Here is a 26,918-nt window from a genome sequence, read left to right as displayed (position 1 = left end):
ACCGTTACTTCAGCAACAGCCCGGCAACAATCATCAGGATGCCGGTCGTCGGGATGTTCCACACGAGCGAACGAGCTAACGGGAAACTTGCCACATACAGAATTGCGTAGAGCATGCGACCCCAAAAGTAGAAGTGGGCTCCCCACACGGTCAGCCAGCTGTGGGTGTTTGTCACGGTGACGGCAAGAATTGCAGCGGCGAAGAATGGAAAGGTCTCAAGATAGTTTCGAAGTGCTCGTTCAGCCCTTCCGGCAATGCCGGTGAGCGGCGCAACGCTGTGTTCCCTTGAGCTGGCAGTCCACCAATAGCCTCGTTGCCAGCTCTGCAGATGCGACACGATGATGATGTGCACGATGCCGAGGACTACGCTTGCGGCGAGCAGGACGAGTTCGATGGTCATACAGGACAGTATACCCGCAGCCGCGTGGATGTCTGTTGTGGGTCAATCGCGTCGATCTCGCCGACGGGCGGTGAGGTCCGCTTTACCGTCAGCAGCCGACAGGTGGACGAACGCCCGATTTCGTCGGTATGGGCCGATTCCGTTGAAAAAGGCCGGCAGTATTCCGTTGTAATGGTTGGCCGGGGATGAGATCGAGGTGGTCCCTATGCGGGCCTCGCGATCAGCTTGGCCATCTTGCGAAGGTTCTGTGCGGTGGCTGCAAGAGTGAACTCGTCGCGTGCGCCGTTTGGGCCTCGTAACCGTAAACGGTCAAGCTTCAGAATGCGCTTGAGGTGCGCAAACAGCATCTCGATCTTCTTCCGCAACCGGCGTGAAGTACGGCCCTCCCATGATCGTGCTATCTCGCGCGCCATGTCGCGAGCGCCCTCGTAGATCGAGCGAGACACTTTGCGGACCAGGTCCTTGGGACAGCAGCGAGCCTTCAAGGCGCAGCCGGTGCAATCGTGCTTGCTCGCCCGGTAGAGCATCGTTGCGCCGTCGTTCACCAGTGTTCCGGTTGTGGTCAGCATCTTGCTACCGGGGCAGGTATAGACGTCGCTGGTGTGGTCATAGGTGAAGTCCTCGCGCGAAAAGGTCCCGTCTGCGCGGGCCGACTTGTCGAACACCGTCACGTGCGGCTCGATCCCGTGCTCGTAAACCAGCCAGCCGAGCATCTCGGCCGAGCCATAGCCGCTGTCGCCGAGGAGCCGGGTGGGGTAAAGGTCGAACCGTTCGCGCGAGCGCTCAATCATGCGCTTGGCAGCCAACACCTCCGCCTGCCGAATTGCCGTGCTTGCCTCGACATCGACGATGATCGCGTTCTCGACGTCGACCAGGTAGTTTGTCGAGTAGGCGAAGAAGGCTTGGTCGCCATGCGCGCCCGTCCAGCGTGCCGCCGGATCGGCGGGCGACACGAACTTCGGGGTGACCTCGGTCGCTGCTCCGAAAGCGGCATCGTCGAGGACGGCCAGGTACTCCCTTATCGCTCGGCCTGCCGCCTCCGGTGGGAGCCCCACGCCATATCGTGCAGGCGTGAGGCTCGTGATCGGCGGGAAAGCGAATCTCATGATTTCCGCTCACGCGTCCACCACCGACGGAAATGGCGCGCTCAGCCACTCGCGATACCCGGGATGGCCCCAGAGCCACGGGCGACTGGCCTGGGTGGAGCGAAATGCTCATGCTTGCCCCTTGAACGGCGATGATGCGGTGGGGCGCTCGGCGAAAGACGCCCGACGCGCTCGCGGGCAGCTTCGTCGGATCCGACGATACTGCCAAACAATCACGGGCTGAGAGCCCGAAGGCTCGTCGTCTTGGTCACCTCGACAATGGAGAAGGAAATCCGCGGCCAAAGTTCTGCGACGCAACGGCGGCGCTGAACTTCGTCATCATCGCGTTCGTGCTGTTCCTCGCCATCAAAGGCATGAACAAGCTCAAGAAAGAGGAGCCGTGCAAGAGTCTGTCGTTGGCAGCGAGCCTTCGATCCGGAAGGTAGCCCCGTCTCGCGCGAGAGGGCAGGTAGGCTGTTGATCAAGGGGAGCAATCGGCGAAAGCGGGTTCCGCGTTGGCCCTGTTCACACCTCGAAATGACTTGCGCCTTCAACAAAAGAGGCGAACAGTTTCGTCGTCCAATGCGATGGAGACGTCGATGAGCACTGATAAAGCGAGCTCTTCCGATCCGGCATTGCGCAATTTCGATGCCGCGCTTCCCGACCTGGTCGACCTCTACAAGGATGTCCATTCGCACCCCGAGCTATCTATGCAGGAGACCCGCACGGCGGGCTTGGCGGCCGACCGGCTTCGTGCCGCAGGCTACGAGGTCACGACCGCGGTCGGAAGAACCGGCGTCGTGGGCCTGCTCCGGAACGGCGAGGGGCCGACCGTTATGCTGCGCGCTGATATGGACGCGCTGCCGATCCAGGAAGCGACCGGTCTCCCCTATGCCAGCAAGGTGACGGCGACGGACAAGGAGGGCAAGACGGTTCCCGTCTCGCATATGTGCGGCCACGACATGCACGTCACCTGGCTCACAGGCGCCACCAAGCTGATGGCGGAGGCCAAGACTTCTTGGCGCGGTACGCTCATGGCGGTCTTCCAGCCCGCGGAGGAAACGGGCGAAGGCGCGCAAGCCATGATTGACGATGGCCTGTTCAAGCGCTTTCCGAAGCCCGACGTGATTTTGGGCCAGCATGTCATGGTGGGCCCTTCCGGCACGGTCGCCGGGCGCGCCGGCGCGATCACGTCGGCGGCGGACAGCCTGCAGATCCGCCTGTTCGGGCGAGGCGCGCACGGCTCGATGCCCCAGGCCAGCATCGATCCCGTCGTCATGGCCGCTTCGACAGTGCTGCGGCTGCAGACCATCGTCTCGCGCGAATTGGCCGCCGCTGACGCCGCCGTGCTGACCGTGGGTGTCCTGCAGGCGGGCACCAAGGAAAACGTCATTCCGGACGAGGCCATCATCAAGCTCAACGTCCGGACCTTCGACGCCGGCGTGCGCGCACGGATGCTGACTGCGATCGAGCGGATCGCCAATGCCGAAGCGGCCGCTTCGGGGGCGCCGCGGCCGCCGGAGATCACGACCATCGATCGGTACCCCCTGAACGTAAACAACCAGGAAGCCACCAGTCGAGTGTTGGGTGCATTCAAGGGACATTTCGGCGCCGAGCGGGTCCGGGCGACGGGGCCGGCGCCCGCCAGCGAGGACTTTGGATCGTTTGGGTCCAAGTGGCACGTGCCATCGGTCTTCTGGTTCGTCGGCGGTACGGATCCTGAAACCTATGCGAAGGCCAAGGAGGCGAACAAGCTCACCGAGCTTCCGGTGAACCACAGTCCGAAGTTCGCGCCCGTTCTCCATCCCACGCTGCAAACCGGCGTCGAGGCGCTGGTCGTAGCGGCCCGCGCCTGGCTACCGGCATAAGGAGGCGAGGAAAGCTGCGTCATGGACAAGCTACCTATCGCGCTCGATCTGGCCGGCACTTTCGTCTTCGCGCTTAGCGGGGCGGTGGCGGGCACCAGGCGCGGGCTGGACCTGTTCGGCGTCATGGTCTTGTCCTTCGCGGCGGGGAATTCGGGAGGCATCACCCGCGACCTCCTGATCGGCGCGGTGCCTCCCGGGGCGGTCGGCGACTGGCGCTATCTCGGCGTGTCGCTCCTCGCCGGCCTCGTCACCTTCTACTTCTCGCCCCTCATCGTGCGGATGACGAATGCGGTGCTGATGTTCGACGCGGCGGGGCTCGCGCTCTTCGCGGTCACAGGCTCGTCGAAGGCCCTATCGTTCGGGCTCAATCCGGTGATGGCGACGGTGCTCGGCATGGTCACCGGAATCGGCGGCGGCATGGTGCGCGACGTGCTGCTCGCCGAGATCCCGACCGTGCTGCGCGCCGATCTCTACGCGGTCGCAGCACTGGCGGCGGCGGCCATCGTGGTGATCGGCCACATGCTGCAGTTACCGGTCGCCGCGGTGACGGCGGTCGCGCTGACTTCATGCTTCGTGCTTCGCGTCATGGCCATCAGACGCGGGTGGAAGCTTCCGGTCGCGAAAGGGGCCGAACAACAAGACCCCGGGATTCAGAAGGAAGACTCGAAGTCTGAAGGGTGACGCTAGGCGGCGTCGGCTGCGGAATTCATGCTCCGAGCGGAGTCTGGAATGGCAAGGGCAGTCGTTGTGTGCGGAAAATTGTTCGACGGTCTAAGCGACATGATGCGCGGGCCGTCCGAGATCCTGATCGAAGACGACACTATTTCCGAAGTGTCGAACTCGGTCGGCCGCCCGGACGGTGCGAAGGTCGTCGATCTGAGCGATCGGACGGTGTCGCCCGGGTTCATTGACACTCACGTCCATCTCTGCGTCGACGGCTTGAATCTGGCGCGGCAGACGCTTCACTGTTCGCCGGCCAAGGCGCTTGCGGGCCTCTACTACGCACAGCAATACATGCGCTACGGGTTCACGACGCTGCGCGACATGGGCACGCTGGATCCGGAATGGCCGAGCGTCAACCTCCGCGACGCCATCGACAGCGGCATGGCTCGGGGGCCGCGGCTCATCGTGGCGCCGCACATGATCAGCGCGACCGCGGGACACGGCGATATCCAAGGCATGTTCCCATGCCGATGCCATATGAGACTGTCCAGGGTCGCGGACTCGCCGGCCAAGATTCGCGAGCTGGTCCGCATGGAGCACGCCTTCGGCGCCAACTGGATCAAGACCATGAACACCGGCGGATATATGAGCGCCGGCGACGATCCGGCGAGAGTGACCTGGTTCGAGGACGAGATGCTAACGCTCGGGCAGACCGCGCAGCAGCTCGGCCTGCCGCTGGCGGTCCACACCGGCGCTGCGGAGGGGTGCAAACAGGCCCTGCGCCGGCGCGCGCAGCCTCGAGCACTGCTATCTCATCGACGACGAGGGCGTCGCGATGGCGGAGAAGGCGGGAGCTTCGGCCTACTCCTGCGATGGCTCGCAGGGCTCTTGCGTGTCATCATCCGAGCTTTCATCGAAACCTTCCGGCTCTAAAGATCGCTTGAGCCGGGACGCTGCGTCAGTTCTTCACAGACGACTCCTTGGCGGTCCGGTGAGAGAGGCTGCAACTGGCAGGCCGATGTGCCCTCGCGCGTCCGCGCAGTCGACGGATCGCACTTTCTCTCGCGCCCAGGCGATCACTATACCAGATGAAGCCAGCTTCATCGCCAACGCGCCCCGGGATTTCGACTTTGACCGGGCGCAGGGCCGGGCCGGGTTGGATGAGTACCACGAGGCTTACAAGCCTTTCCTGCCGACTGTCTCGTCGTTCTCAGGCACGCGTCCGCCAGAGAGTAACCGCAAGCAGTACATAGGCAGCGCAGGTCCATAGCGACTGCCAGTTGGCCGGCCCTTCGTTGAACCCTATGTAGATCGCTGACACAATAAGCACGCCGACAAATATCGATTCCGCCATAGGGCGGATACCTTTCCTAGCCGGATCGAGCAGCGTCACAGCCGCAAAAGGCACCGTCGCCATCGTGAGAGGCGCGAAAGGAAAATCAATAAAGCGCGGATCAAAAACCAAGCCGAGTGCTGTGGCCGTGCCGATCACCGCGGTTGCGATCCGGACTAACCCGCTCCCGGTCGCGAGCACCGATTGGGTCCGGTGCTCCGAGGGACCCAGCAATTCCAGGAAACTGGGTGATACGCGGCCCGACATCAGGGCGTTGGCGCCAAACATCGGCGAGGCAACGGCCGCCGCCAGAAACGAGCCCCACAGAAGCCAGCCACCTGCTCCGTAACTTTCATAGAACGTCTTTTGGGCGGCAACCCCAAACAGGATTCCGGCCGTGGTTGCCGATATTGCTACTGCAAACCATGGGGCCGCTCCGGGCTCCCTGCCCTTGCGCCGCAGGGTCAGCCATGCCACGCCGAACATCAGGACTGACAGTGCCATTCCGCTGCACATCTGCAGTTTCCACAGCGGAAAATTGCTGATGGGGACTCCGGGAGGATATTTCAGCGTGCGCTGCACGGAATCGAATAGACCCCAGTATCCACCGATCGTGCCCTCGATTTCCCGTTTCCACGATTCATCATAGGCCTCGAACACGTTGACGCGGAAATTCTCGCGTCGGGCGAGGTCGAGGATCTCCGAGACCACGCGGGCCTGATTGACGCGCGACGGCAACGCCGATTCGCGCATCCGCCCTTCACTTGGCCAACCTATTTCTCCGATAAAAATTTCTTTACCCGGAAAAGCCGATGCAATCTGCCGGCGGATCGTGTCAACGTGCGCGGCGGCAAGCTCCGCCGGGACCGGAACATTTTCCCAATATGGCAGGATATGAATCGTGACGAAATCGACAACGTCGTAAAGTTCGCGATTGCTCAGCCAGAATTCCCAGACATCGGCATAGGTAACGGGGACAGAGACCTGTGCCTTCACCGAGCGGATCGTAGCGGCGAGGTCGGAAACTGTTATGTCATGACGCAACAAGGTCTCGCTGCCGACCACAAGCGCAATGATGGTTCCCGGATGTTTTTTGGCGAGACGCACCCCCGTGGATATCTGCGTCAAATTCTTCTGCCGATCCTTATCAAGAAAAATGCCCTGAATGACCTTCAGTCCCGCCTTGGCCGCAAGCTCGGGGATTTGATCAAGCCCAAGATCGTTCGCATAGGTACGGATGCAGTCGGATATCTTCGCAAGCTCGGCGAGATCTTCTGCAATCTGTTCCCGCGACACCCGCGTCGCCGACGAAAGCGACGTCTGATGGTTGCGGAAGGGAGCGTATGATATGCACTGAACTTTGTCGTTCGGATCGATCGGTGCGCGTACCAGGTCGACCGGGATCCCCAGCCACCACCAGACTGCGGCGATGGCGCCTAAGGATATCAGCAGAAGCGTTAGCGGTGTGCGGTGAGAAACCAGTGTCCTGCCGGCAGAAGTGGTATGCTGGGCCCCGTCAACGCGCGAGTCCGGCTCGTCGATGACCTTTCTTGTTTGTCGATGATGGATCGCGCGATCACACGTAGCATGTGTTGTCTCGCTCGCTGGCGGGCTCATCCCATCACGCATCAAGAGCGCCCCTGTGGTTGCGACTGCAGAGAAAGCAAGAGGATCAATAGATTGAGCTTGTTCGGCGCTCCCGGATCGGCTCACAATTTTCGCGAGATTGCTGCAAGCTCATTGATCCAGATCAGCCTCCAGGCCTCGCCAAGAATGACACGATCGTGAGCTGCCCGGAAGCACCATGCGTCCATCCTGCCTCGAGGCAGCTTGCGACGTCATCCCGGGCCGCAGCGAAGATCGCCACGACGCGCGCGCCTTGCACGAGCATTCCGGTCGTGAGAAAGTCGAGGCAAGCCGTCGCTCCGGAGGTCCGTCGGACGCCTGCGGACCGCCCGAACATTCTGTGGACCCTCAAGCCGCCCGACCATGCACTTTCAAACTGAAAAAACCGTACTGCGCTGCCTTGCCGCGGCAGCGTTGGTGATTTCTTTGATCGTCGGATGGGCGTTTGAACTAAGCGCCGAAGCCCGAACGCCGGCTGTAGGAACTCTTTCACCCGCGGCCCTGAAGCGAATTGACGACACCATCCGCAATGAGATCGCGACCGGTAAGATTCCCGGAGCCATTCTGCTGATCCAACAGCACGGCAAGCCGGTCCATTTCGAATGTTTCGGCGTGCGGGACCCCGACACGGGGCTGCCGATGACTCCCGACGCAATTTTCCAGATCTATTCCATGTCGAAGGCGGTTACGTCGGTTGCGGCGATGATGCTGGTGGACGAGGGCAAGCTCGCTCTCGATGATCCCGTGTCGAAATACATTCATTCCTTTGCGAAGACCAAAGTCGGTGTCGATGTTTCCGATGAGGCCGGAGAGTATCCGCTCAAGCTCGAGCCGTTGAAGCGCCCGATTACGATCAGGGACCTATTGCGGCACACGTCGGGCATCACCTACGGCTTCCTCGGTCGTACCCAGGTGCAGAAACTCTATGCAAATCCTCTATTGTACGCCGGGGATTTCGATAACGCCGACTTTGCCGACCGAATCGCAGTGCTGCCGCTTGACGATCAACCCGGAACGCACTGGAACTACAGTCATTCAACCGACGTGCTCGGCCGGGTCGTCGAGGTAGTCTCGGCGCAAACGCTGTACGAGTTCGAAAAGCAGAGGTTGTTCGATCCGCTCGGCATGTCCGATACCGCGTATTACATTTTGGATAGCGCAAAATTTCCGCTGATTGCGAAGGGATTTCCTGTTGATCGATCCCGGGTCGCCGGAATCAGGGATCCTACATTGCCGCGGCGCTGGGAGTCCGGCGGAGCGGGCTTGGCCTCCACGACAAGGGACTACGCCCGCTTCCTACAAATGCTGCTCAATGGAGGTGAACTGGATGGCAAGCGATACCTCAAGCGTGAGACCGTCGCGCTGATGACGTCGGATCAGATTGGGCCGGAGACCGGTATCATTCATGATCTCTTCTATTTTCCCGGACCCACTAGTGGCTTCGGTCTTGGCTTTGCCGTCCGCACCTCGTCACCTCCTGGTACGAGCTGGCCACTCGGCGAATACCGTTGGGACGGCGCCGGCGGCAGCTTCTATTTCGTCGACCCCGTGGACGACATGCTTGGAGTCTTCATGGTGATGTCGCCCACACAGGGCGGACGGATCCAGCTGAACTTGAAAACGATGATCTACGAAGCGATGGGAAAGGGCCTGCGCAAGGATTGACGGGCAGCCAGCAAGATCGATGCCATTTTTGATGCAGTGGACGGCTGCTCCATCGACAAGGGAGTGCCTTGACCGCTTAGCGCTTCGTTTTTGCGTCACGGCAAGCGACGACGGTCCCGGCACCGGCTGCTGAATTGGCCGCTAAAGCGCCGCTACGGGCCGGAAGCAACCTGTCTGTCGCTACGTTCGCCAACTATCGGAGGTCCTATATTGAATCGCTGACTGATCCGCAGGGTTTGAAGTTCTTGACCAGGTGTCCGTGCAAACACACATCATGTTTCTGGGCGAAGGCGAGCACGCCAATGATCATAAAACCCAGCAGGACAAGTCCGGCTACGATATTCTTCGTCATGGCTACTTGAATCCATCCCCACGCAATTGATCTGATACAACCCTAGAGCACGTGGCCTGCGCCCGGAATCCTTCGCAACGCTTCAGTCGCGCCCCAGCTCAGGAAGACAGTGAGCACGAATGCGGTCAGGCCCTTGGCAATCGCCGGGACGTCGAAGTCGAACATCCAATATACGAGCCAAAGCACAATCGGGTAGTGCACCAAAAACATGCCGAAGGCGGCAGGCTGCAAGGTATCGAGGCTGCTCCAGCCTGATTGCTTGAATCCCAGGAAATAGGCCAGGATCGTAAACATGATAGCCACGCTGAAGGCCGCGAAGAACAGTCCATAGATGGCTTCATACCAGTGGGGCAGCGGGGTCGGATTTCCCAGAATTTCGCGCTTGATGTAGATCAGCACCCACATGAGGCAATAGGGAACGAGCGCCGGAATCGTCCAGGCCAGGCTGTGCTTTCCGAGCTGGCCATCGGGAGCCAGCAATCCGCGGTGCAGGTACCTGGCGCCGATGCCCGCGCCAAAAAAGAAGTAGGTCGCATACAGCAGTACACGTCCGTGCTGGACCGAGAATGGACCGAACTCGAACCAGGAGTATGGTCCAAAGTGAACTCGCCCCGGGATGTAGAGCACGGTCGTGACGGCAAGCATGACTGCGAAGAATCGCGCCGGCTGGTCATGGCCGCGCAGCGACAGGCGATTGATCGGGTCGAGAAGTGTCGGCGAGAGCTTGTAAAGCAGGCTTGCGATGACGTCGAAGGCAACCAACACCCAGAGGAACCAGATCGGACCGCTCGGCCAAGGTCCTTCGGTGATGGTTTTCCACCAGAAGTCGGCGAAGCCGACGTCTGGATGCTGACGCAGTTCAATCGCGTAGTAGGCCAACGGGATGATCGTGAAGGCACCAATCACGAAGGGCAAGCCGAGCCGGATCAGGCGATCGCGCAGATAGTCGAGCGGTCCCTTGCGAGCGAGTCCAGGACACACAAACAGGCCCGAGAGAAAGAAGAACATCGCCATGAAGAAGCTGTCTGTGGCGAGCACGATGATGTCAAAACCGATCCACGACTTCGGATCGGTATGCCCGAAATAGGTATATGGAATGACAGCGTGATGCAGCAGTACCACCAGCGTGAGGAAGGTGCGGCAGCGATCGAGCGCGGCGTTGCGCACCTTTGCTTCTTGGGGCGCCTGAGCATCCGCAGGCACTGGCGTCCGCGCGATCGATGTCATCGTGCACCTCGCCTCGTTTTGTGAGTTCACGTCTCCCGCCGAGAGCAATAAGTATATATCCCGCCGCATATAATTACGAAGCATATTGATATCGGGCGCGCTCTTTTGCCTCTCCCAACGGCCGCCTGAAAGTTCGGTCACTGCGTGCGCGAGGTCATCGCACGGTTTGACGACTACTACGCCTCATTCACAGGGTGCGCATCGGCGAGATAATGCCTGAGGAAGCTGAAGCCAAAGCCCAACGCCAAGGGATCGGCGCACCTGCGACTAAGCGCCAATCCTCCACAAATGATCACTTGCAAGAGGCATGTGCACTCATCAAACGGATCTCGAGTTCTCTAGTTACGTATTCGCCCGTGCAGCTGAACTGTCTGAAAGAACAGAACCGCCGGCCGGTGAGTTATTTCCGAACTTCGAGCAGAATCTGAGCGCGGCACATCCTCGTTTGCGCGCTGGTGGAACAGTTACGTTTGAAAGTAAATGTCAAGTCTTCCTTGTTCTTCAACGCGTCCTGGGCCTTGCCGTAGGCCTTGCCGTTGTTATGAGGCGCGATGCGATAGATCTTGTGGAGCTGGGCCTGCAAGTCGTCGCGACGCTGCCGCAGCTGGGCCAGCGAAAGCGAGGGATCGCGTATGTCGGCCAGCAGGCTGAGATAGGCTTCGCGGATGTTCCAGATGTCGGAGGCGGCTTCGCGATGCTTCTGCGCGGCCTCACCGGGGTCAATGTCCTTGACGTAGCCGTTGACGAAGAACAGGGCGAAGGCCAGCACCGCCGTCGCGTAAGGAAAGTAGCGCGAGCTCGGATCGAAGATGACGCCGACGGCGCCGACTGTGGTCAGTCCAGACACCACGATCTGGCCGAGCTTGATGTGGCCGAGACGGGCAGTATAGCCTTCGGCCATCTTCTCATGGGTCTTGTGGGTGTAGGCGCAGCGCCCAAAGCTTTCCCGCACTTGGCTTTCGAAGGCGAGGCGCTCGGCCTCAGCCGGGATAAAGGGAGCCAAACACGTCTCTCCATTTCTGTCGCCGGGACCATTCGTGGTTGTCGTCATTGTACTGGATCGCCTCGCTCGCGCGCAGATATGCGCTGCGCGCCTTGTGTTCGAACACGCCCTTGCGGTGGACGTGAGAGCCGCTGCCGGGCGCGCGCCAGACGGTCTGGTTCTGATTCTGTTTGGCGAGATAGTCGAAGAAATCGCGCGCCATGAAGTCGTGATACAGGAACGACTTGTCACGATACTGGTAATTCTCGATGAACTGATAAGCCAGCGTGTCGATCAGCATGCCGCTGATCGGGACTGCGCAGTGGCGCGCCCAGACTCGCATCATCCGGCCGAGATATTTTAGATTTTTGTTAGTCAGCGCGCTCCGGGTGTCGATTGCGGCGATCTCGGCGCGGGGGTTGCAGTCTTTCCAGCTGCCGCCGTTATTCGCATTCGGATAGGTCCAGCCGTTGCTGCTATTCTCGAAGGCCGGCAGCACCTCGAACGTCACGTTGTCATCGAACGAGATGACTACGACCTGGCCATCGCCAAAGCTCTCCGAGGTCCGGTAGGTCTTCTGTATCGAGCGCTTGACGGCCTGGAGCAGGGCCGACTGTCCGTTGCCCTGATGGTTGTTGTACTGATGATAGACGGTATTGGGCAGGATGAAGCCGATGTCGAGATCGCTGAGGCCCTTGGCGGCGGTGTCGCGGCCGTAGGAGCCGACATAGAGGCTGTGGGCGGTGTCAGAATTGGTGTTCCAAAAATCGGTGTTGAGCTGGCGAGTGATGCGCTTGTAGCGATAAGAGACGAGGGTTCGATTCCCTTCACCCGCTCCAAAATGATTTCCTCATTGAATACAGGTAGTTGCGCCGTTCCTCTGAGCGGATTTTCCCGCTCGTTGTCGATTTTCATACAACCTCTGTACAACGAGGCTCAAATCAGCCCATTGCTTTAATCGAGTTCTTGGTGCGCCGATGGCGATCCATAGGGATTCGAATCCTTGAAACGGGCGGCTGGCGACCCTGTGCGGGCCAAATTCGGTGAACTGAGGTCTTGTTTGCGTCGGGCTGGTACGTTGATCGAAGACGGACGGGCCGCCGACGCGCACAGCGCTTTTGGACGACGATACCCCACGCTTATCGAATGCATGTCCAAACGGAATTTCAAATTTCGTCCGCTGCATCCGATCCTGAAGTCCACCGGGCTGGTTGAACACTGATTGGCAACACCGGGGCTGCATGATGGTGAATGCCATCGTCGACGCCGCATCGCAGGACGTTGACCTCAAACGCTATGTGGCGAACGAGACAGTGCAGATTGAAGCCTTCTTCCATCGCGGCACCGTCGCTGGCCAAGTGGCCGCTGAAATCTCGGCAACGCGATCAGCCCACGGTCTGGCGCGACACCTTCTCGCCGCTCTTATGCGGATACGCATTCTGGTTCGCGTACGTGCAGATCCCGGCGTGCTTGCCGAAATAGCCCGATCCACGCTGTCGATTCTTTGTGCGTAACGGCTGCCAGATTCAACCAGGACAACTTGAAAAGGAGACTGAAAATGAACCAGACGCTCACGCGGCCGAGTATTGATGAAAGCAAGGTGGCGTATCAGCTGCCACATCCGGCCGGTATGGTAGCGGACACGTTCCTCCCTGCAGTCTTGGATCTCGACGACGGCGATCCTCGCGAATGGGTGCCGCAATCGAGTTCTGTTGACTTCAAGCCGCTGATCTTGAACGTTACAGCCGGCTACTACATCAACATCCTGCGCGTTAGGCAATCAGGCGTTCTCTCCCGCCACCGCCACAGTGGGGCCGGTTCACGCTTTTACGCTGCGCGGTAGGTGGCAATACCTGGAACATGACTGGATCGCATCCGCCGGTGACTATGCGTTCGAGCCGCCAGGCGAAACGCATACGTTGGTAGTGCACGACGATGTCTCCGAGATGGCGACGCTGTTCCACGTCACCGGAGGCTATACCTATGTCGACCCTCATGGCGTGGCTCTCGGCTATGAAGACGTGTTCACTAAGCTCGAAGCCGTGTCCAAGCATTACCAAGCGGTGGGTCTCGGTGCCGACTACGTACGGAGGATCGTGCGATGAGACGGTTTTCAATCGAGGTCGACGGTGTCCCGACGAGCTATTTGACTGCGGGAAATACCGACCATCCTCTGCTGCTCCTACTTCACGGAACCTATTGGAGCCGGGTTTGGGAGCCCGTGCTCGAGAGCCTGGCGCAAAGCGGTCTGCGTCCCGTAGCAGTCGATCTGCCGGGCTTCGGACGATCCGACGGCGAACTCACGCCAGAACAGGCCACCATTCCCGCACTTGCAGCGTGGACCGAGCGCTTCGTCGAGGTTTTAGGCAATGGAAACAGGCCTGTGCTTTTGGCCGGTCATGATATCGGCGGCGGCATTGCGCAGCATATGTTCGTCAACGCCAAGCTGGACGTGCCGCGCTTGGCTCTCATGAACAGCGTCATGTACGATTCCTGGCCGGCCCCCACCGTCCTCCGCTTCCGCGACCCAGCTGTGGCAGCAGCGACTTCGCCGGCGGACATTCTTGCTGCGCGCCGACAATCGGTAACCCTGGCGCTAGGTCGACCGGCAGAAGAAAGCGAACTCCAGGATTGGCTTGACCCATGGAAGGACCCAAGAGTTACCCGCTCTTGGCTTTCCATGGCGATCTCAGCCGATAGCCGTTACACGCTCGCGCTGGTACCGGCATTGAAGGCCTCCCCCAAATCGAAGTTGTTGATCTGGGGCGAAGACGACAGCTTCCAAAAGGTCGAATTCGCGGAGCGCTTTGTACAGGAAATCCCAAACAGTCGACTGATCAGAATATACAAGGCCGGGCACATTCCCACAGCGACCGCCTCTGAAGCCATAGCCGCAGAAATGCAAAAATTTTTCGGAGCCTGAACGCTCGAATGACGTGACACCGTTTTGGGTCGTCCGGATCGGTCGTTTCAGATTCGCTATATCCAGCCCCGCCTTATGAGGAATCTACAGTGAAAGTCGCCGTCCTTGATGACTATCAGAATGTCGCGCTTCGATTGGCCAACTGGTCGGGGTGTTGAGCGACACGCCGAAATTGTGATTTTCAATGATCACCTTGCAGAGCCGTCCCGGGTAGTCGAGCGATTGCGGCCATTTGACGTCGTCTGCGTCATGCGCGAGCGGACGCCGCTCACTCACAAGATTCTGCGGCAGCTGCCAAATCTCAAACTGATCGCCTCTACCGGAGCGAAAAATGCCTCGATCGATTCCCGAGCGGCGGCCGAGCTCGGCATCACGGTAACTGCAACGGGTTACGAGTCGACGGCGACCATCGAGTTCACCTGGGCACTTCGGGTCGCATCGCCGCGGGGGCCGCCGCGGCGATCTTTCTCGAAGTCGACGGAATACAGGCAACGGATCGCCAGACTGTGCATCCGCCGCTCGTATGCGTTCTTCCTGAGGGTGCAGCGCCGTCGCAGCTACACCGTATACGCCTCACCGGGAGCTGCGGAGGCTTATCGCGCCACGGGCAAATTCCCTGACGGATCGGTCTTGGTGAAAGAGGTCCAGACCACATCGACTGCAGTAATGACCACGGGCACGGTCAGTCATGTAGATCGCCTCAAGGGCCGGTTCATTACGGTGAAGGACAGCAAGAACAGCCACCCTGACAACAAGCTGTGGGGTAACGGCTGGGGCTGGTCCTGGTTCGATGCTGACAATCAGGTCAAGACCACCTCGAAGGATTTTCGTACTGATTGTCTGGGCTGCCACGTTCCAGCCAAGACGACGGATTGGATCTATGTCTCCGGTTATCCCGGACTGAAGAAGTAGGTGCGAAGCCGCCAAAAATAGTGGTCCGGCCAAGGCCGGCTATGACAGCCAGTGATCGGAGCGATTATGAAATCCGGCAAACTTCTTGGGAAATGCGTTTTCGGACCGATGATGACTCTACTTGTGTCGTTTTTCGCCACTGAGGGGAACTCGGCGGCGGATACATCGACCGAAAAGAAAATCACGAAGCTGTTTCTCACCTCGGGCCAAGTCGATCTTGCAAGAGATGTGGTAAGATTGCCGATTCATCGCGGTCGCCTTTCCTCGGAGAGACAGTTTGGTTCGTCCTCACCGACGTAAGCGATTTCGCCACTTCCAAGAAAATGGGCCTCACATGGGCGCCGAGCCTAAGTAAGGCAAAAGACCTCGCGAGCACGCGGGTTGCGGAATTGGATGAGTCCAATAACTTCACCTTCAAATCGGGGCGGGTTGATTTCTCACCAGTTCAAACGTTGACGGCCGGAGAAACGCCAAACTTCTTTCCGCCTAGGTTGGCGCGGGCCGGGTCTGTCGGGGATGCGCACTATAGCCCGTTGGTTCGGGTGGCAAACCGTAATGACATTGTTTTCAACGCCCCCATGATCGCCTTCAACGTCGGACCAGAGAAGATCTCGTTCTGACGGCGGCAATCCCGATTACTCGGTTGTGACCGACTCGGTGGCAAGCATCTGCCCTGACAATGGCACCGTCGACTTGAAGCTGCGCCTCGGATTTGCGGACGGCAAGCACCTGCGGTACCTCAGCTTCGACGCCAACTCCGAGGAATCAGCAGCGCTCGAAGCATCTACCTTTGCGCCTGCGGAAAGCGACATCCTCCAAAGCGGCGCGACGGAAATTATCTACACAATCGTAAATGGTAGGACCGGTCCGAAGGATCCTGGGCGCCAAGGGCTTAACAGCGCGCTCAGTGGCGAAGGCCCTGCACTCGACATCCTTGCGAATTTCAAGGAGATCAGTGCCGGATATTCACCAATGTGGGATGTTCAACTGACCGAGTGGACCAAAGCGGCTGTTGGGAACAATCAACGGAAGCTGACGGTAACGACATTGCAGCAAAAAGCGAAGCTGGCTTATTGGTAAGCCCTGTCGGAGGTCCGGTTAAAACGACCGGACATCTGGTGAACGGCCCGGTCGTGGGCTTCACCAACGAATGATCGGCGCCAGTACCGTGAGTATTCAGGTGGTTCAAGCAACCTCACTGATCTCGACCCTGTCTACGATCGTATCAAGCAAGCCGCTCGGAAGTTCGCCGTGGTTTTGGCGAATGCGGGCGGAGGGTCCGGTCTTGCACTTGCGTCCATCCCCGAAGAGCAATCCGGCGACACGTTCGGCCGCAACGTGGCGGTGTGTTCTGTCGCTGTCCAGAAGGCGCTGTCTGATCCCGCGTTTTGATGGGGCGTCCTTGTCCTCCGGATCAAAGGACGCACTATGGGCTAGGTTCTTCATCGAAGCGCCACGACGACAGAGGCGATCCGAGCGAATGACCTGAGGCCCTTCGTTCATCCAGCCGATGGGCAGAGTCTCATTTGATTTGGCAGCTCCGAGTTCCCTCGGGACCAGTGGGCACGGCGCTTATTGACCCGCGTGTGCCGCCGTAGCGAGGAGAGCCGGGCAAATCGCTGCAAATTGCGGCTAAAAAGAAAGAGCATCCACGTCCGCCGCATCCGGCAAGACCATGGGATGGCTGGAATTTCTCGGGCGATGGAGTACGATTTCTCCAGGCTGCGGAGAGGCCGCGCGTGTGGCGCACGAAGAGCTTGATCAGCCGACTTCAAGCCGAAGCCCGACACCGGAGTCTGACAGATGGTGCAGCAGTCGCTGAACATCGCGTACTCGGACGGTAGCTCTCAGGTGTTGTGGGAGGACGGCGAGCGCGTGTTCAGCCGTGGCTGGCGACTGGACGAAAATGGGAACCGGCTCGCCGTGCTGCTTGTTGCCCCTGCCGCCGACCACCCATCCCGCTCAAGACTCGATCGCCTCACGCACGAATACGAGCTGAAAGATGAGCTCGACGAGGCATGGGCGGCGCGGCCGCTGGCCCTCATGCGCGACGCCGGTCGGACCGTGCTGGTGCTCGATGATGTGGGTGGCGAGCCGCTCGACCGTTTGCTCGGCGAGCCCATGGAGGTAGGACGCTTCTTGCGCCTAGCCATCGCTGTTACCTCGGCTCTGGGCAAGCTGCATCAGCGCGGGCTCGTCCACAAAGACGTCAAGCCGGCCAACATCCTGCTCAACGAAGCGACCGGCGAGGTGCGGCTCACCGGGTTTGGCATCGCATCGCGCCTGTCCCGCGAGCGGCAGGCGCCCGAGCCGCCCGAGACCATCGCCGGTACGCTTGCCTACATGGCACCCGAACAAACCGGGCGGATGAACCGCTCGATCGACGCCCGCAGCGATCTCTACGCCCTCGGCGTCACGCTGTACCGGATGCTCACGGGCGTTCTGCCCTTAACGGCGGCCGATCCCATGGAGTGGGTGCACTGCCATATTGCCAGAAAGCCGGTGCCGCCAGGGGAGCGGTTAGAGAGTGTCCCAGCGCCCGTCTCGGCGATCATCATGAAACTGCTCGCCAAGACGGCGGAGGAACGCTACCAGACGGCGGCGGGCGTCAACAGCGATTTGCGGCGCTGTCTTGCCGAATGGGAAGCTCAGTGCCACATCGGCGAATTTCCGCTTGGCGAGCACGACACAGCAGACAGGCTATTGATTCCTGAGAAATTGTACGGGCGCGCGCGCGAGATCGACGCCCTGCTCGCCACTTTGGACCGGGTCGTGTCCAGCGGCAGGCCAGAATTGGTGCTCGTGTCCGGATATTCCGGTATCGGTAAATCCTCTGTCGTCAATGAGCTGCACAAGGTGCTCGTACCGCCCCGCGGCTTTTTTGCCTCGGGTAAGTTCGACCAATACAAACGTGACATCCCTTATGCCACTTTCGCGCAAGCCTTCGGGAGCCTTGTCCGCCCGCTTCTCGGCAAGGAGGAAGAAGAGCTGAGCATCTGGCGCGATGCCTTTCGCCAGGCGTTGGGGCCAAACGGGGGACTTGTTATCGACCTTGTCCCCGAATTGAAGTTAATCATCGGAGAACAACCGCCGGTTCCCGTCCTTCCGCCATTTGATGCGCAACGCCGATTCCAGTTGGTATTCCGGCGATTTATCGCCGTATTCGCACAGCCGGAGCATCCGCTTACGCTCTTCCTCGACGATTTGCAGTGGCTCGATGCAGCAACGCTCGATTTGCTCGAAGATCTTCTGAGCCGGCAGGACGTGCAGCACCTGATGTTGATCGGCGCCTACCGAGACAACGAAGTGGACTCCGCCCATCCCCTGATGCGCGGGCTCGAAGCGATCCGCAAGGCTGGCGCGATAGTGCAGGAGATCGCTCTCGCGCCGCTGCCCCTTCAAGACTTGGGACAATTGATTGCGGATTCTCTTCACTGCGAACCGGAGCGCGCCACCTCGTTGGCGCAACTGGTTCAAGAGAAAACGGCTGGCAATCCATTCTTCGCTAATCAGTTTATTTATGCGCTTGCCGAGGAGGCGTTGCTGATCTTTGACCACTCCAACGCACGATGGTCTTGGGATCTGAATCGTATTCACGCAAAGGGTTATACCGATAACGTGGTGGACCTCATGGTTGGGAAGTTGACGCGGCTGCCCGTTGGAACTCAGAACGCACTGCAGCAGCTTGCCTGTTTAGGCAATACCGCGGATTTCGCACTACTTACGAAGGTTTACGGAGACTCGAAGGATGTAATGCACCGCGATCTCCTGGAAGCGGTCCGAGTTGGGCTCGTGCTCCACTCTGAAAATGCCTATAGGTTTCTGCATGATCGTGTCCAGGAAGCGGCTTATTCACTAATACCTGAAACGGCCCGCGCCGAAGCTCATATTCGAATTGGCCGCCTCCTCGCAGCCGGAATTCCGCCAACGCAGATCGAAGAGAAGATCTTCGATATCGTAAACCAGCTCAATCGTGGCTCTCATCTCATAACGTCAGATCAGGAGCGTGAGCGGGTCGCAGAATTGAATCTAATTGCAGGTAGACGCGCGAAGATCTCAACGGCGTATACTTCAGCGCTTTCGTATCTCGCTGTTGGGCGGGCGTTGTTGACCGAGCAGATTTGGGACTACAACTACGAGCTCATCTTCGCCATCGAATATCTAACAGCCGAGTGCGAATTGCTGACCGCGAGTAAGGTGGCGGCCGAAAATCGACTATCGATGCTAGCGTGTCGTGCCAGAAGCGGCTCCGATACCGCCGCCGTCACACGTTTGCGGCTCACGCTTTATACCACTTTGGACCAGAGCGATCGCGGCGTCGAGATATGCCTTGAATACCTCCAACGTGGAGGCGTTGATTGGTCACTTCATCCGACCAGTATCGAAGTACAACGCGAATACGATCGAATCTGGTCCCAGCTTGGAAGCCGACAAATCGAGGAGCTCGTTGACTTGCCGTTGATGAGCGATCCGGACCTACTCGCCACTCAAGACATATTAGCCGAGGTCGTGATTCCGGCAATGCATATCGAGGAGAACTTGTCTTCGCTCGTTGTTTGTCGAATGGTGAATCTGAGCCTCGAGCATGGCAACAGCGATGGGTCATGCTTCGCTTATGTATGGTTCGCCCATATCGCTGGACCTCGCTTCGGCAACTATCAGGACGGTTTTCGTTTCGGCCGGCTTGGCTATGAACTGGTAGAAAAGCGCGGCTTAAAGCGCTATCAAGCTCGAACGTACATGTCCTTCGGGAACATCGTCATGCCGTGGGCAAGACATGTCTTAGAGGGACGTGATCTGGTACGTCGCGCCTTTGTTACGGCCGACCGCACGGGGGACGTTACATTTGCGGGTTATAGCTGCAATCACTTGATAAGCAACTTTTTGGCAGCGGGAGACTCGCTTGCTGAGGTGGAAAGGGAAGCCGAGAGGGGTTTCGAATATGCGCAGAAGGTTCGGTTCGGTTTCGTCATTGACAATCTCACCGTACAGCTCGGATTTATTCGGACTCTTAGGGGGCTGACTCCGACGTTTGGCTCCTTCAACGATGAGGGATTCGATGAGCTTCGATTCGAGCGCCATCTAGCGAGTAATCCGGTCTTGAGGCTGCCCGAGTTTCGATATTGGGTCCGCAAGCTACAAGCCCGGTTCTTCGCTGCGGATTATGCTTCCGCCATGGATGCGTCATTGAGAGCGCAACAGCTACTTTGGACTTCACCATCACATTTTGAAACGGCGGAGTATTGCTTCTATAGTGCGCTCGGCCACGCGGCAGCATGGAATTCCGCATCTCCGGACGAGAAACAGCAACATTTTGAGGCTCTTGTCGCCCATAGCAGACAGCTCGAACTTTGGGCGGGGCATTGCCCGGAGAATTTCGAAAACCGGGCCGCACTGGTGAACGCTGAGATCGCACGTATCGAAGGCCGCGAGCGCGATGCCGCGTACCTTTACGAACATGCGATCCGCTCTGCCCACGCAAACAACTTCGTTCACAACGAGGCGCTGGCCAATGAGCTCGCCGCGCGTTTCTACGCGGCACGTGGATTCGACAAGATCGCACTCACGTATTTGCGGGACGCCCGGCACCACTATCTCTGTTGGGGAGCCGACGGAAAGGTACGACAACTCGATCAACTCAATCCTTGGCTGAGGCAGGAGCGGCGCGTGCCGGGTCGGACAGGCACGATCGAAGCACCAGTCGAATATCTCGATCTCGAGACGATGATTGAAATATCGCAAGCGCTATCGGGCGAGATGGTTCTGGATAAGCTCATCGACAAACTCATGCGGGCGGCTCTCGAGCACGCTGGTGCCGCGCGAGGTCTCCTGATTGGACTGCGAGGCGATGAGCTGCAGATACAGGCGGAAGCGACCGCTGGCCGAGAGAACGTAACTGTGCATTTGCGGGAAGCGTGCCCGACTGCAGCCGCGATGCCGGGGTCGCTCGTTCGTTATGTAATACGCACCCAGGAAATCGTGATTCTCGACGATGCGTCATCTCACAATTCATTTTCTGCCGATCCCTACATCGTTGAGAGTTATCTCCGTTCTATTCTCTGTTTGCCGTTAATCAACCAGGGAAAGCTTACAGGCATTCTCTACCTGGAGAACAATCTGGCACCGAGAGTGTTTACGCCCGATCGCGTCGCTTTGCTGAAGGTGCTTGCGTCGCAGGCGGCGAGCTCGCTCGAAAATTCGCGGCTTTATCGCGATGTCGCAGATCGCGAAGCGAAGATCCGGCGTTTGGTCGACGCCAACATCATTGGGATCATCATTGCCGACCGCGAAGGTAGAATTCTTGAGGCCAATGACGCGTTTCTATGTATGTTAGGATATGACCGTGAGGACCTGACTCGGGGCCGCGTGCGCTGGACCGAGCTGAGCCCTCCGGAATGGCGCGAGCGCGATATACTGACGCAGGCAGAACTAAACTCAACCGGGATAGTTCAGCCATTCGAGAAGGAGTATGTTCGGAAAGACGGTAGCCGCGTTCCTGTGCTTATTGGCGCCGCGCTGTTCAGGGAAGGAGGCGACGAGAGCCTTGCCTTTGTGCTCGATTTGACGGAGCGCAAGCGCGTCGAGGAGGCGCTTAGCCAAGCACAGAGACTCACCCGCACGGGCAATTGGATCTATGACGCGACAACGATGCGTTACCTCTATTGGTCGGACGAGAGTTACAGGATCTGGGGGTTTGATCCGCTGCAGGGCCTTCCAAGTCGACAAAGTATGTGGGAGCGCATTCACCCAGAGGACCGCGACAGAGTGTGGGGAGCGGTTCAGGCGGCCGTGCACCAGAACAGAGATTTCACGGCCGAGTTCAGACTCCTCCTACCCGATGGAACAATCAAATGGGTCGAAGGAACGAGCTATCATGCGTTTTCTCCCCGCGGCACGCTGTCTGAGGTTATCAGCACAACTGTCGATGTGACGGAACGAAGGCGGGCACAGGACGAACGTGAAAAGCTGCGCCAGCTCGAATTGGATTTCGCCCACATGAACCGCGTGAGCATGATGGGAGAATTGGCCGCCTCGCTGTCGCACGAAATCGCGCAACCGATCGCCAGCGCGCGCAACAACGCCCGCGCGGCCCAGAATTTTCTGAAGATGCAGCCGCCGGACATGGACGAGGTCAGAGAGGCACTCTCCTGTGTCGTTGGGGACGCTGATCGAGTCGGAGAAATCATCGATCGCATCCGAGAGCAAATCAAGAAAGCGCCGCCGCGAAAAGAGTGTTTCGATCTCAAAGTGGCAATCAAGGAAGTGATCGTATTGGCTCGAAGCGTGACCCTCAGGAATGGCGTTTCGGTCCAGACCCGGCTTGAAGAGGGACTACTTTCGGTTCCGGGGGATCGCGTTCAGCTGCAACAGGTCTTGCTAAATCTGATTCTGAATGCGGCTGAAGCAATGGGTTCGATGGAGGAGGGGACGAGAGAACTGTTGATCAGCACAAAGAAGGATCAAGCAGGCGTCGTCGTGGCCGTGCGCGATTCCGGGCCGGGCATTGATTCGGAGCATCTCGAGCTGGTCTTTGACGCCTTCTACACCACGAAGCCCGGCGGAACAGGCATGGGGCTGTCAATATGCCGCTCTATCATCCATGCGCATGGAGGCAAACTGTGGGCGGAAGCGAATGAGCCTCGTGGCGCCGTATTTCAGTTCACCTTGCCCGGCACCGACGGCGAACTCACGAGTCCGCTTCAGGTGGGTCGCCGGACCTCAGAGCTGCACAAATGCATTGGGTGAGATGCTCTTCGTTAACTGGCTTGCGCAGGCAGCACACGACCCCGTCGGTCAAGGCGCGAGTCCGGTCAACATCGTTGGGGAAAGCGTCACGAGAATTGTCGGAATCGCGTGGCCTCTGATCGCATTTGCCGGGCTGTGGACCAATTGGACCAGTGTGCGCAAGGCGAAGGAAGGCGAGATCACCACCGACGTGTTCGGATTCCTCGCTCGGAAGTGAGGAGGTGAACGGTGACCGGTCGCCCGAGCAGCGTTGGGAATCGCTACTGGCGGTACTGCCGCCGGCGGATGTCGGCTTGCTCACGCCCCACTTCCGGAACGTCTCATTCAAACCCGATGCCTGGTCCGGTCGGGCGATGAACTCGACCAGGTCTATTTTCCTCACAACGGCGCCATCGCCTTCATGGTCGATATGCCCGACCGCCCTCCACTTGCCCTGCGGATCCGCCGCGCTGATGCCATTCTACGCGCAGGGAAATAGCATACGCACGGTAGTTCCCTTGTTTTCCGCGCTCTGAACATTAATCGCTCCATTGCAGCGTTCGACAAGGCGTTTGACTTGCGCGAGACCCAACCCTGTGCCTGTGCCGCTTTCCTTCGTCGTGAAGTAGGGTTCGAAGGCTCGTTCGAGCACGTCCGGGCTCATGCCGGTCCCATCGTCGGAAACCGATATCTCGACCCAGGGAGCGCCTATCTGCACGCAGACGTTCCGCGCGCAAACACTGATCGTCCCACCTTCGGGCATCGCGTCGCTTGCATTCTTGCAGAGATTGAGGAGTGCAAGATGGAGCTCCTCCGGATCAGCTTGGAATTGCCTGAGGTCCGGGTCGATGTGCGTGTCGACAACAACATCAGCGCGTAGCGTCTGGTCGACCAGATCACCGATGTCCACGATATCGTCATGGGAGACGGGCCGAGCTGTGCTGCAATACGGACGATTGCTGTCCAGCAGTTTGCGGCTGAGCGACGCGCCGCGCTGGATTGCGCGGCGGAGCCTTTCAACGATCACAGCGCGATCTTGCGCGTCGGTCTTTACATCAAGCAGCCGCAGGCCTCCATCGATAACTGCCAAGAGATTTGCGATGTCATGGACTAAGATCTTCGTGGTGTCTCGATCGATGTCTGCGGACCCGCAGATCGGAATATCGATGGAAATGATCTTGCACAGGACGCCGGTGATCTCTCCATCTGCTCCGCGCAAAGGGATCTCCGCCCGACCATTATGGACATTTGGAGATGTCGCCCCTGTCACGGCGGAGAGATCCATCGCGAACGCTCCGTCTCCGATAGGAACAGGGGCCGCATCTGGTAGCGAGAGAATAGCTCCCAATGCGGACTTCAGCGTTTCTCGCAAGCTCACGACCGACATTCCCGTCTCCATCAAGTTCTCGTCACAGCGCCGACACGCGATACCGCGACGAGAACGACCTTGGACCGATTTGGAGACATCGGTCGCCATAAGTTCTATATCCCTGCGTTATCGTGGCCCCTCGCGAGGCGCGGGTTCGACTTCGCGACACTAAAGGGGATCCCTACAGTCAATCGACTTGAAAGGATCAGGCGCGCCCGATAGACGGCGGACGAGCGCGGCGTCCTCGAAACGCAATAGCGATAGGTTAGGGCGCACGCGAGCGCGGCGATAACGGTTGCTTGTGATGGTCGTCAACAGGCCCGCGAGCTCTTAGGACGTGACTCTCTGGTGCATCTATGGCTGTCGGAGATGACCTAGGAACGCTATCCTCTAAGGGGACGCTCTGTGGCAGCGACCGCCGGGATATTGGGAATGCGGGGTGATGGAAAATTGCGTTCCGTCCGCGTTTCAGCAGCGGCACTACATCCATTCCCATTGGGAATTGAATCGATGCCTACCAATGTTTCCCAAAAAAATGATAGACGGGACGAGCGCGTCGGATCGACCGGGAGCCGACGCTTGGGGACGAAATAGCTATGTTGGGCGACGCTATCGTCCATGTCATCGACGACGACGACCTCATGAGGCATTCGATCGACGACCTTCTGCGATCAGTCGGTTACACCGTGAAGCTCTACGGTCGTGCGGAGGATTTTCTTGCCGCCGATCCAGCTGATGTGCCTGGATGCGTGATCATCGACGTCAGGATGCCGGGGCCCAGCGGGCTCGAACTGCAGGCGTCGCTCGCTCAGCGTAATAGCCGTTTGCCAATTATCCTGATGAGCGGCTATGGCGATATCCGCATGTCGGTGCAGGCGATGAAGGCGGGCGCTGTTGACTTCATCGAAAAACCTTTTCGGGATCAAGAGATGTTGGAGGCAGTCGCCAACGCGATCCGAACGTGGAAGCCGCCATCGGCGGCGCCGGACCGGCTGTCGGAATTGCGCAAACGATACGAAAGCCTAACCGCACGTGAACGCGAGGTCATGGCGCTGGTGTGTGCAGGCCAAATGAACAAGCAGATTGCGGGCGCATTAGAGATCCAGCAGACCACCGTGAAATTTCACCGCAGCGCGGTCATGACGAAGATGATGGCCAGCAGCCTCGCGGAATTGACCCGGATGGCGGCACTTCTGGAAGGCGAGGAATAGGTGCTCGTCGAAGCCTGTCCAAATGGACAGGACTAACCTCAGCCGCGGGAGAGTAGGCGAGCGCGTCGAATAAGCGCAGTTTCGCTTCATGAACAAGAAAGCTCTCATCTGCGTGGTCGATGACGATGCCCTTCTCCGGAACTCGCTGAGTAACCTGCTGCGTGCTGCTGGCCACGAAGTGGCCTGCTTCGAGAGCGCGGAGTCCTTTCTCGATTCCGAGGAGAGCGATCGCTGTGACTGCGTGGTCTCGGACATCCATATGCCGGGGCTGTCCGGTATCGATCTGGTCGAGCGCGTCGCCGAGATGTCGGATGCACCTAAGGTCATTCTCATCACCGGGCACCCTGAAGAGTCGTGGCGCGAACGCGCGATGTACTCCGGAACGGCCGGGTTTCTCAGAAAGCCAATCGAGGCGCAATCGCTGCTCGACATCGTTCAACGGAGTGTTGACGCATGACGGACGTCCAGTCGGATCTCCTTGGCGAACGAAGTCCCCTGAGGAGAGCCCGCTTGACGGGTAGTTGACGATATAAGAAGGAGCCACCATGGAATTCCACCAGGTTCGGTATTTCGTAACCCTTGCCAAGTGCATGAATTTTACTAGGGCGGCCGAACAGTGCAACATCACCCAACCTGCGCTGACCAAGTCGATTCAGAAGCTGGAGTACGAACTTGGTGGCGCACTGGTTTTCCGTGAAAGGCACCTCAGCCAGTTAACGGATCTTGGAAAGCTAATGCTGCCCACGCTGGAGCGGACGCTGCTCGCCGTCGAGGAGGCTCGCACCAATGCTAAGAAATTCAAGCGGAAGAAGGTCGCCACACTCCGGGTAGCCCTGACACCGATGATCTCGGCGTCGATCCTGATGAAACCGATCGCCGCGCTCACGACCCAGCTACCGGGCCTCCAAGTCGATCTGGTCGATGCTGAATCCTCTAACGTCTTCGAAGGCTTACTGAGCGGCGACGTCAGCGCCGCCCTGGGTAGCAGCTGCATTGGGCCAACGCCCGAACGCATCGAGCGTTTCAGCTTGTTCGGCGAAAGAGTCTTTGTCGCATGCGCCGAGGGGAGCCAGATGGCAGAGGAGTCCACCGTTACTCTGAAGGATCTGCGGTCCGCGAAGTGGCTTGAAGCGATTGACTGCGAGATCTACCGCGCGTTCCGCGAGCACCTGTGCGAGGGGCAGGTCGCCCAGCCCGGGCACCGCGGGCAAGGGCTGCAGCACCTGCAGCACCTAGTTAGCGCAAACCTTGGCGTTATGCTAACCCCAGAGCACGCGCCAGCACTTCCGGATGCTGTCGTCCGTCCTATCGCGGACGTCGACTTCAAGCACACTGTTGAGCTCTTTGTTGTCGGTGGACGTCAATATTCGCCTGCGCTCGATGCCTTTATAAAGATTTGCAGGCGGTTCGATTGGCAGACGCTGCTGACAAAGGCGCAGGCGCGGATCGCGCCAAAGGCAGGTCCGTTCACCGCCATGCCGCGACGTCAACGTGACCCGGAAGTCGTCCGCATCACCGCTTAGGGTAGAGCGACGCACGGCCTCTCGCGCTAGAGCCTCGTCGCTATCGTTTCGATA

General features: G+C 59.0%; 18 protein-coding genes and 3 pseudogenes. 14 read left to right on the top strand and 7 right to left on the bottom strand.

The window, feature by feature from the left end; genetic code table 11:
* Positions 1-4: 4 nt before the first annotated feature.
* Positions 5-400, bottom strand: coding sequence for an MAPEG family protein (locus BLV07_RS33255; protein ID WP_091894376.1), 396 nt, complete (start codon positions 398-400; stop codon positions 5-7).
* Positions 401-603: 203 nt separating this feature from the next.
* Positions 604-1,449: pseudogene (locus tag BLV07_RS33250) on the bottom strand (transposase); the annotation flags it as partial.
* Between the two features lie 635 nt (positions 1,450-2,084).
* On the opposite strand from BLV07_RS33250, the gene BLV07_RS33240 reads away from it, so the two are divergent.
* From BLV07_RS33240 to BLV07_RS33230, 3 genes are read left to right on the top strand one after another with little or no spacing between them, the layout of a single operon-like run.
* Complete coding sequence (locus BLV07_RS33240) at positions 2,085-3,353, top strand: M20 family metallopeptidase (RefSeq protein WP_091894427.1); 1,269 nt, start codon at positions 2,085-2,087, stop codon at positions 3,351-3,353.
* A 21-nt stretch (positions 3,354-3,374) separates the two neighbouring features.
* Positions 3,375-4,034 carry a trimeric intracellular cation channel family protein gene (locus tag BLV07_RS33235; RefSeq protein WP_091894372.1) on the top strand — a complete coding sequence of 220 codons (660 nt, stop codon included), beginning with the start codon at positions 3,375-3,377 and terminating at the stop codon, positions 4,032-4,034.
* Between the two features lie 48 nt (positions 4,035-4,082).
* Entirely contained in the window at positions 4,083-4,949 is an 867-nt protein-coding gene (locus tag BLV07_RS33230; protein WP_210187832.1) for an amidohydrolase family protein, read from the top strand.
* A gap of 277 nt (positions 4,950-5,226) precedes the next feature.
* Here the strand turns inward: BLV07_RS33230 and BLV07_RS33225 are convergent, their stop codons facing one another.
* Complete coding sequence (locus BLV07_RS33225) at positions 5,227-6,978, bottom strand: glycoside hydrolase family 17 protein (protein ID WP_244551284.1); 1,752 nt, start codon at positions 6,976-6,978, stop codon at positions 5,227-5,229.
* A gap of 360 nt (positions 6,979-7,338) precedes the next feature.
* Here BLV07_RS33225 and BLV07_RS33220 point away from each other — a divergent pair, with 360 nt between their 5' ends.
* Positions 7,339-8,640: a serine hydrolase domain-containing protein gene (locus tag BLV07_RS33220; protein ID WP_091894371.1), complete on the top strand. Its 1,302-nt coding sequence runs from the start codon at positions 7,339-7,341 to the stop codon at positions 8,638-8,640.
* A 394-nt stretch (positions 8,641-9,034) separates the two neighbouring features.
* On the opposite strand, the gene BLV07_RS33215 is transcribed toward BLV07_RS33220, so the two are convergent.
* From BLV07_RS33215 to BLV07_RS33205, 3 genes are all read right to left on the bottom strand, one after another.
* A complete protein-coding gene (locus BLV07_RS33215; RefSeq protein ID WP_091894369.1) occupies positions 9,035-10,219 on the bottom strand; it encodes an acyltransferase family protein in 1,185 nt (394 codons plus the stop codon).
* A 400-nt stretch (positions 10,220-10,619) separates the two neighbouring features.
* Positions 10,620-11,222 (bottom strand): SLATT domain-containing protein, encoded by a 603-nt coding sequence (locus BLV07_RS33210; RefSeq protein ID WP_143035557.1) that lies wholly within the window; start codon positions 11,220-11,222, stop codon positions 10,620-10,622.
* Positions 11,200-11,991: an SMODS domain-containing nucleotidyltransferase gene (locus BLV07_RS33205; protein ID WP_143035556.1), complete on the bottom strand. Its 792-nt coding sequence runs from the start codon at positions 11,989-11,991 to the stop codon at positions 11,200-11,202. The genes BLV07_RS33210 and BLV07_RS33205 overlap by 23 nt, the downstream gene beginning before the upstream one ends.
* A gap of 451 nt (positions 11,992-12,442) precedes the next feature.
* Between BLV07_RS33205 and BLV07_RS33200 the strand changes: the two genes are divergently transcribed.
* The 7 genes and pseudogenes from BLV07_RS33200 to BLV07_RS46700 form a co-directional block, all read left to right on the top strand.
* Positions 12,443-12,715, top strand: a complete 273-nt coding sequence (locus BLV07_RS33200; protein ID WP_091894367.1) for a hypothetical protein — start codon at positions 12,443-12,445, stop codon at positions 12,713-12,715.
* A 116-nt stretch (positions 12,716-12,831) separates the two neighbouring features.
* Positions 12,832-13,306: pseudogene (locus BLV07_RS33195) on the top strand (2,4'-dihydroxyacetophenone dioxygenase family protein).
* Positions 13,303-14,124 carry an alpha/beta fold hydrolase gene (locus tag BLV07_RS33190; protein WP_091894365.1) on the top strand — a complete coding sequence of 274 codons (822 nt, stop codon included), beginning with the start codon at positions 13,303-13,305 and terminating at the stop codon, positions 14,122-14,124. The pseudogene BLV07_RS33195 and the gene BLV07_RS33190 overlap by 4 nt, the downstream one beginning before the upstream one ends.
* Positions 14,125-14,244: 120 nt before the next feature.
* Positions 14,245-15,036: a cytochrome P460 family protein gene (locus BLV07_RS48370; protein WP_210187831.1), complete on the top strand. Its 792-nt coding sequence runs from the start codon at positions 14,245-14,247 to the stop codon at positions 15,034-15,036.
* Positions 15,037-15,681: 645 nt separating this feature from the next.
* Entirely contained in the window at positions 15,682-16,116 is a 435-nt protein-coding gene (locus BLV07_RS49080) for a DUF7482 domain-containing protein (RefSeq protein ID WP_244551283.1), read from the top strand.
* A 723-nt stretch (positions 16,117-16,839) separates the two neighbouring features.
* Entirely contained in the window at positions 16,840-22,782 is a 5,943-nt protein-coding gene (locus tag BLV07_RS33165; RefSeq protein ID WP_091894361.1) for an ATP-binding sensor histidine kinase, read from the top strand.
* Between the two features lie 112 nt (positions 22,783-22,894).
* A pseudogene (locus BLV07_RS46700) lies at positions 22,895-22,987 on the top strand (SOS response-associated peptidase); the annotation flags it as partial.
* Positions 22,988-23,242: 255 nt separating this feature from the next.
* Here the strand turns inward: BLV07_RS46700 and BLV07_RS33150 are convergent.
* The gene (locus tag BLV07_RS33150; RefSeq protein ID WP_176945917.1) at positions 23,243-24,148 is read right to left on the bottom strand and encodes a sensor histidine kinase; all 906 of its coding nucleotides are present in this window, start codon (positions 24,146-24,148) and stop codon (positions 23,243-23,245) included.
* Positions 24,149-24,726: 578 nt separating this feature from the next.
* Between BLV07_RS33150 and BLV07_RS33145 the strand changes: the two genes are divergently transcribed.
* The 3 genes from BLV07_RS33145 to BLV07_RS33135 all read left to right on the top strand — a co-directional run bounded on the left by BLV07_RS33145 (position 24,727) and on the right by BLV07_RS33135 (position 26,864).
* The gene (locus tag BLV07_RS33145) at positions 24,727-25,341 is read left to right on the top strand and encodes a response regulator transcription factor (RefSeq protein WP_091894355.1); all 615 of its coding nucleotides are present in this window, start codon (positions 24,727-24,729) and stop codon (positions 25,339-25,341) included.
* Between the two features lie 88 nt (positions 25,342-25,429).
* Positions 25,430-25,798 (top strand): response regulator transcription factor, encoded by a 369-nt coding sequence (locus BLV07_RS33140; RefSeq protein ID WP_091894352.1) that lies wholly within the window; start codon positions 25,430-25,432, stop codon positions 25,796-25,798.
* Between the two features lie 88 nt (positions 25,799-25,886).
* Positions 25,887-26,864, top strand: a complete 978-nt coding sequence (locus BLV07_RS33135) for a LysR family transcriptional regulator (protein ID WP_091894350.1) — start codon at positions 25,887-25,889, stop codon at positions 26,862-26,864.
* Positions 26,865-26,918: the final 54 nt, after the last annotated feature.

Source organism: Bradyrhizobium sp. Rc2d (assembly GCF_900099855.1).
Classification (GTDB): domain Bacteria; phylum Pseudomonadota; class Alphaproteobacteria; order Rhizobiales; family Xanthobacteraceae; genus Bradyrhizobium.
This window is presented reverse-complemented; position numbering and strand designations above follow the sequence as displayed.

What these genes read in the sequence shown, in the direction of transcription:
- BLV07_RS33255 (WP_091894376.1), bottom strand. Translation starts at nt 400, where the DNA reads ATGACCATCGAACTCGTCCTGCTCGCCGCAAGCGTAGTCCTCGGCATC.
- BLV07_RS33240 (WP_091894427.1), top strand. Translation starts at nt 2,085, where the DNA reads ATGAGCACTGATAAAGCGAGCTCTTCCGATCCGGCATTGCGCAATTTC.
- BLV07_RS33235 (WP_091894372.1), top strand. Translation starts at nt 3,375, where the DNA reads ATGGACAAGCTACCTATCGCGCTCGATCTGGCCGGCACTTTCGTCTTC.
- BLV07_RS33230 (WP_210187832.1), top strand. Translation starts at nt 4,083, where the DNA reads ATGGCAAGGGCAGTCGTTGTGTGCGGAAAATTGTTCGACGGTCTAAGC.
- BLV07_RS33225 (WP_244551284.1), bottom strand. Translation starts at nt 6,978, where the DNA reads ATGCGTGATGGGATGAGCCCGCCAGCGAGCGAGACAACACATGCTACG.
- BLV07_RS33220 (WP_091894371.1), top strand. Translation starts at nt 7,339, where the DNA reads ATGCACTTTCAAACTGAAAAAACCGTACTGCGCTGCCTTGCCGCGGCA.
- BLV07_RS33215 (WP_091894369.1), bottom strand. Translation starts at nt 10,219, where the DNA reads ATGACATCGATCGCGCGGACGCCAGTGCCTGCGGATGCTCAGGCGCCC.
- BLV07_RS33200 (WP_091894367.1), top strand. Translation starts at nt 12,443, where the DNA reads ATGATGGTGAATGCCATCGTCGACGCCGCATCGCAGGACGTTGACCTC.
- BLV07_RS33190 (WP_091894365.1), top strand. Translation starts at nt 13,303, where the DNA reads ATGAGACGGTTTTCAATCGAGGTCGACGGTGTCCCGACGAGCTATTTG.
- BLV07_RS48370 (WP_210187831.1), top strand. Translation starts at nt 14,245, where the DNA reads ATGTCGCGCTTCGATTGGCCAACTGGTCGGGGTGTTGAGCGACACGCC.
- BLV07_RS33165 (WP_091894361.1), top strand. Translation starts at nt 16,840, where the DNA reads ATGGTGCAGCAGTCGCTGAACATCGCGTACTCGGACGGTAGCTCTCAG.
- BLV07_RS33150 (WP_176945917.1), bottom strand. Translation starts at nt 24,148, where the DNA reads ATGTCGGTCGTGAGCTTGCGAGAAACGCTGAAGTCCGCATTGGGAGCT.
- BLV07_RS33145 (WP_091894355.1), top strand. Translation starts at nt 24,727, where the DNA reads ATGTTGGGCGACGCTATCGTCCATGTCATCGACGACGACGACCTCATG.
- BLV07_RS33140 (WP_091894352.1), top strand. Translation starts at nt 25,430, where the DNA reads ATGAACAAGAAAGCTCTCATCTGCGTGGTCGATGACGATGCCCTTCTC.
- BLV07_RS33135 (WP_091894350.1), top strand. Translation starts at nt 25,887, where the DNA reads ATGGAATTCCACCAGGTTCGGTATTTCGTAACCCTTGCCAAGTGCATG.